We start from the raw sequence: 5,984 nt of genomic DNA, 5'->3' as shown, positions 1-5,984 counted from the left end.
GGCGTTGACTTTTGGCACGCTGTTGAGTTCTCAAGGAACGGTCGCTTCCTTTGTACTCACCCTCTCGGGCTTTCCTCTGGGCGCTTCCCTTCGGTGTTCCAAACTCTATCAGTGTTTTTCCGTCTCTCTGACCACCGTTCTGCAGACATGCAGAAGGAGACCCCGAGACAGGATCCGACAAGTTGGGTGCTGCCGAGTAAGGACGCTTGGTGGCGTCACTCATCCTCAAGCAGGAGTACGACTGTACACGGGGCCCTGAAGCAGGCGCAAATCCAATGGACTGGTGGTCTAGACCACTTGCTGGTAGCTTTCATACGGAACCCGCAGTTCATCTGGCATACGCTGCTGCTCAGCGCGCTGTCCGGCACAACCGGCGACGGCCCTCATATGCAGCTCCACCCCTGGGAGGCTTCCTATGACCACCGTGACGTCCCCTCTCGCAGGACGCGCCATCGGACTGGAGTCCGTGCCGGATCCGGTCTTCGCCGGGGCCATGGTCGGCCCGGGTACCGCGATCGACCCCGTGCGTGAGCCGTCCGAGGCGGTCGCGCCCGTGGACGGCGTCATCGTCTCTCTTCACCCGCACGCCTTCGTCGTCGTCGACGCGCAGGGCCACGGGGTACTCACCCATCTCGGGATCGACACCGTGCAGCTCAATGGCGAGGGCTTCGAACTGCTCGTCAACAAGGGTGACACCGTGACGCGCGGTCAGGCCGTCGTGCGCTGGGACCCGGCCGCCGTGGAGGCCGCCGGGAAGTCCCCCGTATGCCCGGTCGTGGCGCTGGAGGCCACGGCCGAGGCGCTCTCCGATCTCCGTGCCGACGGCGATGTGAAGGCCGGAGACAGTCTCTTCGGCTGGAAGTGACGTCAGTGCCGTCGTGCGACGGCAAGTAGGACAACCACCGCGGCGGCGGGACCTGCCGCACTATCGGAGACGGGTGAGATGGAGACAACGCTGCGAGGCGTCGGCGTGAGCCATGGTGTGGCGATCGGCGAGGTTCGGCACATGGGGACGGCGGTCCTGGAACCGCCTGCCAAGCAGATCCCGGCGGAGGAGGCCGAGCGCGAACAGGGGCGCGCGCGCCAGGCCGTCGAAGCCGTGGCGGCCGACCTGATCGCACGCGGCAACCTGGCGGGAGGCGAGGCCCAGGCGGTACTCGAGGCGCAGGCCATGATGGCCCAGGACCCCGAGCTGATCGCGGACGTGGATCGGCGCATCGCCGTCGGCAGCACGGCCGAGCGTGCCGTGTACGACGCCTTCGCCTCCTACCGGGAGCTGCTGGCTGCGGCCGGTGAGTATCTGGCCGGTCGGGTGGCCGACCTCGACGACGTACGGAATCGCATCGTCGCCCGGCTGCTCGGGGTCCCCATGCCGGGGGTCCCGGACAGCGACGAGCCGTATGTGCTCGTCGCCCGTGATCTCGCTCCCGCCGACACGGCCCTGCTGGACCCGAGCCTGGTGCTCGGTTTCGTCACCGAGGAGGGCGGGCCGACCAGCCACAGCGCGATCCTGGCGCGGGCACTCGGCGTGCCGGCCGTGGTGGCGCTGCCGGGTGCCGGTGAGCTCGCCGAGGGCACGGTGATCGCCGTCGACGGCAGCACCGGTGACATCTTCGTGAATCCCAGCGAGGACAAGCGGGCCGCGCTCGAGGCAGCGGCGGCCGAGCGCAAGGCCGCACTGGCTGCCTCGACCGGACCCGGTGCCACCGCGGACGGGCACAAGGTGCCGCTGCTGGCCAACGTCGGTGGTCCGTCGGACGTGCCGGCCGCGTTGAACGCCGGGGCCGAGGGTGTCGGTCTCTTCCGTACCGAATTCCTCTTCCTCGACGACAGCAAGAACGCGCCGTCCGAGGAGAAGCAGGTCGACGCCTACCGGCAGGTGCTCGAGGCGTTCCCGGAGGGCCGGGTCGTCGTGCGGGTGCTGGACGCCGGCGCGGACAAGCCGCTGGACTTCCTGACGCCGGGCGACGAGCCGAACCCGGCGCTCGGCGTCCGTGGCCTGCGGACGCTGCTGGACCACCCCGAGATCCTGCGGACGCAGCTGACCGCGCTCGCGAAGGCCGCCGAGGGGCTCCCGGTCTACCTCGAGGTGATGGCCCCGATGGTGGCGGACCGGGCCGACGCCAGGGCATTCGCCGACGCGTGCCGCGAGGCAGGGCTGCACGCGAAGTTCGGCGCGATGGTGGAGATTCCGTCGGCCGCTCTGCGGGCGCGCTCGATTCTGCAGGAGGTGGAGTTCCTGTCGCTGGGGACCAATGACCTCGCGCAGTACACGTTCGCCGCGGACCGCCAGGTGGGTGCGGTGGCGCGTCTTCAGGATCCCTGGCAGCCCGCGCTGCTCGACCTGGTGGCGCTGGCCGCAGAGGCGGCGGCGGCCGAGGGCAAGAGCTGTGGTGTGTGCGGCGAGGCCGCGTCCGACCCGCTGCTGGCCTGTGTGCTGACGGGTCTGGGTGTCACCTCTCTTTCCATGGGTTCGGCGTCCATTCCTTATGTCCGGACGACGCTGGCCAAGTACACGCTGGCTCAGTGTGAGCGGGCCGCGGCGGCGGCTCGGGCTGCGGAGAGCGCCGAGGAGGCGCGGGTCGCGGCCCGGGCGGTGCTGTCCGGGGAGTAGCGGCGGCCTGTCGGCTGCGCTTCTTTCAGGGGCGCTCCGCCTTCGGGTGGGGCGCCCCTGGTGTGCTCGGTTGGTCTGTTCACTGTTCAGTGATGGTGTCCGGAGGGTGTGTCCGCCTCTCCGAGGCCGGGTGGCGCGCAGTAGTCGACGCCGGATTCGGGCGAGATGAGGTCGCCGGATTCGACGTCGGTGCAGTAGGCGTCGAAGACCTCGCCCGCGGTGAGTGGTTCGAGGCCGCCTCGGCGTAGGCGCCAGCCGTAGACGCGGTCTGCGGTGTCGGGGGCGCTGGTGCGCATGACGAGTCCGCCGGGGCTGCGGGTGGCGATACCGAGGGCGAGGACGGTGGTGAATTCGAGGGCTTCCGCCTCGTCCATGTGTGTGACGCTGTCGGAGTCCTTGTCGACGTTGAGGACGGAGACCAGGGTTTCCGGAGTGCCCGAGACGCTGCAGACGAGGTGCCGGTCGCCGGGCGAGGCGGTTTCGAGGATGCGGACGAGGAGATCCGCGGCGTGGGTAAAGGCCGCGCGGCCGATGTCCTCACCGCAGGTGGGGCAGGGGCCGAGGCGGGCAAGAAGGGTGCTCGCGTACTCCCATGTGGCCTGTCGGAGGGCCTCGTCGACGAGGGCGGGCACCAGGTCTGTGAGGGCCTGGCCCTCGTACGGGATGGTGGCGCCCGTCGCCGCCAGTTCTGCCGTGAAGCGTGTTCGGCTGGCGGGACGGTCGGGGTCGAGTCCGGCCTCCGTGCAGAACTCCGTGTACTCCTCGGGGTCGAACAGGGCCAGTGTGGTGTGTGTTCCCTGCGCGGCTCGGATCCTGAGGAGTCCTTCCACCTGCTGGAGGTAGGTGGTGTGGTCGTCGAAGCTGAAACTGCGGTAGCGCCGCATGGCGCGGAAGTCGTGCTCGTCGGTCACCAGGCCGATGGTGCCCGCGATTTCGCGGCGCAGTGCGCGTCGCATGGTCCGGTGGTCGGTGTGCGCCATGTTTTCCCCCTGAGCGCGGTCGATCAGTGCTCACTCACAGTAACCGGCGGCACTGACAACGGGGTCCGTGCGAGGCGGTCGCGGACCAGGCGGCGCTGAACGAGGCACGTCGCGGCGATGGTGGCGCCGAACGTGGTCCAGCCGATGGGGCCGGTGGCGATGGCCGCGGTGACGGCGAGTGGTCCCAGACTGCGCTGTGCGGACTGGGCCAGTCCGTGCACGCCGAGGTAGGCGCCCTGGGCGGTGTCGGGGGCCAGTGCGACGGAGAGCTCCCAGGAAACGGTGGCGTGCAGCATCTCGGCCAGAGTGAAGGCGATGGCCGAAACGGTGAGGAGCAGTGGGGTGGTGGAGGTGCCGCCGTCGGCCGAGAGCGCCATGGTGATGCCGCCGAGGCCGAACGCGGCCGAGAGCGGGATCAGGAGGTTGCGGGCGGCCGCGGTGGTGGTGCCGAGGCGGGCGAGCGGCACCTGGAGGGCCACGACCAGCACGTTGTTGAGGACCAGGAGCAGGGCCGCCAGGCCGTGCGGCGCGTGGCTGGTGTGGGCGATCCACAGGGACAGGCCGATCTTGAAGACGGCGTCGTCGAGGCTGAGGACCGTCTCGGTCGCGACGTAGGCGAGGTAGGCGCGGTCGCGCCAGGGGTTGGCCGGCCTGGTCGTGGGGGCGGTGTCCTTCGATGTGGCGGCGATGCGGGAGGGCGACGGGGGTTCGCCGCAACGCAGGGTGAGGAGCGCGGCCGCGGCGAACGAGAGGGCGTCACCGGCTAGGAGCCAGCGGTATGCCGTGGCGGCGGCGAGCGCGGCCGCGGCGGCGAGGCCGCCCAGGGCCCCCCCCACGTTTGCGTCGGTGGGGGTGTGGGGTTGGGTGCGCACGCGGTCCGGACCGGCGATGCGGGTGGCGTAGAGCTTGGTCAGAACGTTCGCGGCCCGGTCCCCGAGGCTGCCGACGGCCGAGTAGGCGAGGAGCAGGGTGTAGTTGTCGGTGGTCAGCAGGGCGAGGGAGGCGAGGGCGCGCAGGAGTTGGAGCGAGATCAGGACCCGGGTGATCGGGAGCCGGTCCGCGAGGCGTCCGCCCAGGGGTGCTCCGGCGATGCCGACGGCGCCGGCGGCGGCCGCGAGGGTGCCCACTTCGGCCACGGAGAGGCCTGAGACGTAGGTGAAGTACAGGACGGAGACGGATGCCCACAGACCGCTGCCCGTGCGGTCGACGAGTGCGATGGCGAGCATTCTGCGGCCGTCGCGGCCTCCGGGTATGCGTTTCGGCCGTGCGGCGGCGCGGGGCTTCGCGTCCACTGCTCCCCCTTGCTCCAAATTATGTATTGATACATACTCGGTAACGTGGCAACACAATATGTGATCAGTGGTACGACGGCCAAGGGGATTGCCGCGTCCGTAGAACGGGGCGTGGCCGAGGGCGCGTTGGCTCCGGGTGCGGCCCTGCCGCCCGTGCGCCGGCTCGCGGACGAGCTCGCGGTGAGTCCGGGCACGGTCGCCACGGCGTACAAGGACCTGCGGCAGCGGGGCATCGTGGCGACGCGCGGACGCGGCGGAACGGTGGTGACGGAGGCCCCGGCCGTCGCGTCGCGGCGGCCGCCGAGGGTCCCGGAGGGGCTGCGGGACCTCGCCGGCGGTCATCCGGATCCGGAGCTGCTCCCCGGTCTCGTGCCGCCGTCCCGGCTCTCCCCCGGTGCCCGTTCCCATCGGTCCACCCCGCGTCTGGCGCGGTTGGAGGAGGCCGTGCGGGACTGGATCCGGCCGGACGGCGTGCCCGTCGAGCACGTGACCTTCGCGCACGGTGCGCTGGATCTGATCGCCCGGTCGTTGTCGGTGGAGTTGCGGCCCGGGGACGCGGTGGCCATGGAGGACCCCGGGTACCACCACCTGCTGGACCTCGTCACGGCGTTGGGGCTGCGGATCGTCCCGGTGGCGGTGGACGAGGCCGGTGTGCGTCCGGACGCCCTGCGGGCGGCGCTGCGCGCGGGGGCGCGTGCCGTGGTGTGCAGTCCCCGGGCGCAGAATCCGTACGGTGGATGCTTCTCCGCGGCGCGCAGGGACGCGCTCGTCGCCGTGCTCCGGGAGGCGCCCGACGTGCTGGTCGTGGAGAACGACCACGCGTCCTCCGTGGCCGACGCTCCCCTGCACTCGCTGACCGGTGCGGGACTGCCGCGCTGGGTGCACGTACGGACGGTGAGCAAGTTCCTCGGCACGGACCTGCGGTGGGCCGCGGCGGCCTGTGACCCGGTCACGCTCGCCCGGCACGACGGGCGGCTGCTGCTGACGTCCGGCTGGGTCAGCCATCTGCTGCAGGAGACCGTCCTCGGGCTGATGACGGACGACGGCACGCGCGCGGTGGTGGGACGCGCGCGGGAGAGAGACGCCCAGCGCCCCCCG

5 protein-coding genes are annotated in these 5,984 nt (G+C 70.9%); 3 read left to right on the top strand and 2 right to left on the bottom strand.

The window, feature by feature from the left end; translation table 11 throughout:
• Positions 1-415: 415 nt before the first annotated feature.
• Positions 416-865: a PTS glucose transporter subunit IIA gene (locus ACFW2E_RS39680; RefSeq protein WP_384474795.1), complete on the top strand. Its 450-nt coding sequence runs from the start codon at positions 416-418 to the stop codon at positions 863-865.
• A 78-nt stretch (positions 866-943) separates the two neighbouring features.
• The gene (gene ptsP, locus ACFW2E_RS39675; protein WP_384474792.1) at positions 944-2,614 is read left to right on the top strand and encodes a phosphoenolpyruvate--protein phosphotransferase; all 1,671 of its coding nucleotides are present in this window, start codon (positions 944-946) and stop codon (positions 2,612-2,614) included.
• 86 nt (positions 2,615-2,700) lie between these two features.
• Here ptsP and ACFW2E_RS39670 read toward each other — a convergent pair whose 3' ends face one another.
• Positions 2,701-3,594: a hypothetical protein gene (locus ACFW2E_RS39670; RefSeq protein ID WP_384474789.1), complete on the bottom strand. Its 894-nt coding sequence runs from the start codon at positions 3,592-3,594 to the stop codon at positions 2,701-2,703.
• A 23-nt stretch (positions 3,595-3,617) separates the two neighbouring features.
• Positions 3,618-4,886, bottom strand: coding sequence for an MFS transporter (locus ACFW2E_RS39665; protein WP_384474786.1), 1,269 nt, complete (start codon positions 4,884-4,886; stop codon positions 3,618-3,620).
• Positions 4,887-4,931: 45 nt separating this feature from the next.
• Between ACFW2E_RS39665 and ACFW2E_RS39660 the strand changes: the two genes are divergently transcribed.
• A partial coding sequence (locus ACFW2E_RS39660) for an aminotransferase class I/II-fold pyridoxal phosphate-dependent enzyme (RefSeq protein ID WP_384474783.1) occupies positions 4,932-5,984 on the top strand: 1,053 nt, incomplete at its 3' end.

The organism is Streptomyces sp. NPDC058964, assembly GCF_042741275.1.
Classification (GTDB): domain Bacteria; phylum Actinomycetota; class Actinomycetes; order Streptomycetales; family Streptomycetaceae; genus Streptomyces.
Note: the sequence above shows the minus strand (reverse complement) of the source record. Positions and strands in the feature narration are given on the sequence as shown.

What these genes read in the sequence shown, in the direction of transcription:
- ACFW2E_RS39680 (WP_384474795.1), top strand. Translation starts at nt 416, where the DNA reads ATGACCACCGTGACGTCCCCTCTCGCAGGACGCGCCATCGGACTGGAG.
- ACFW2E_RS39670 (WP_384474789.1), bottom strand. Translation starts at nt 3,594, where the DNA reads ATGGCGCACACCGACCACCGGACCATGCGACGCGCACTGCGCCGCGAA.
- ptsP (WP_384474792.1), top strand. Translation starts at nt 944, where the DNA reads ATGGAGACAACGCTGCGAGGCGTCGGCGTGAGCCATGGTGTGGCGATC.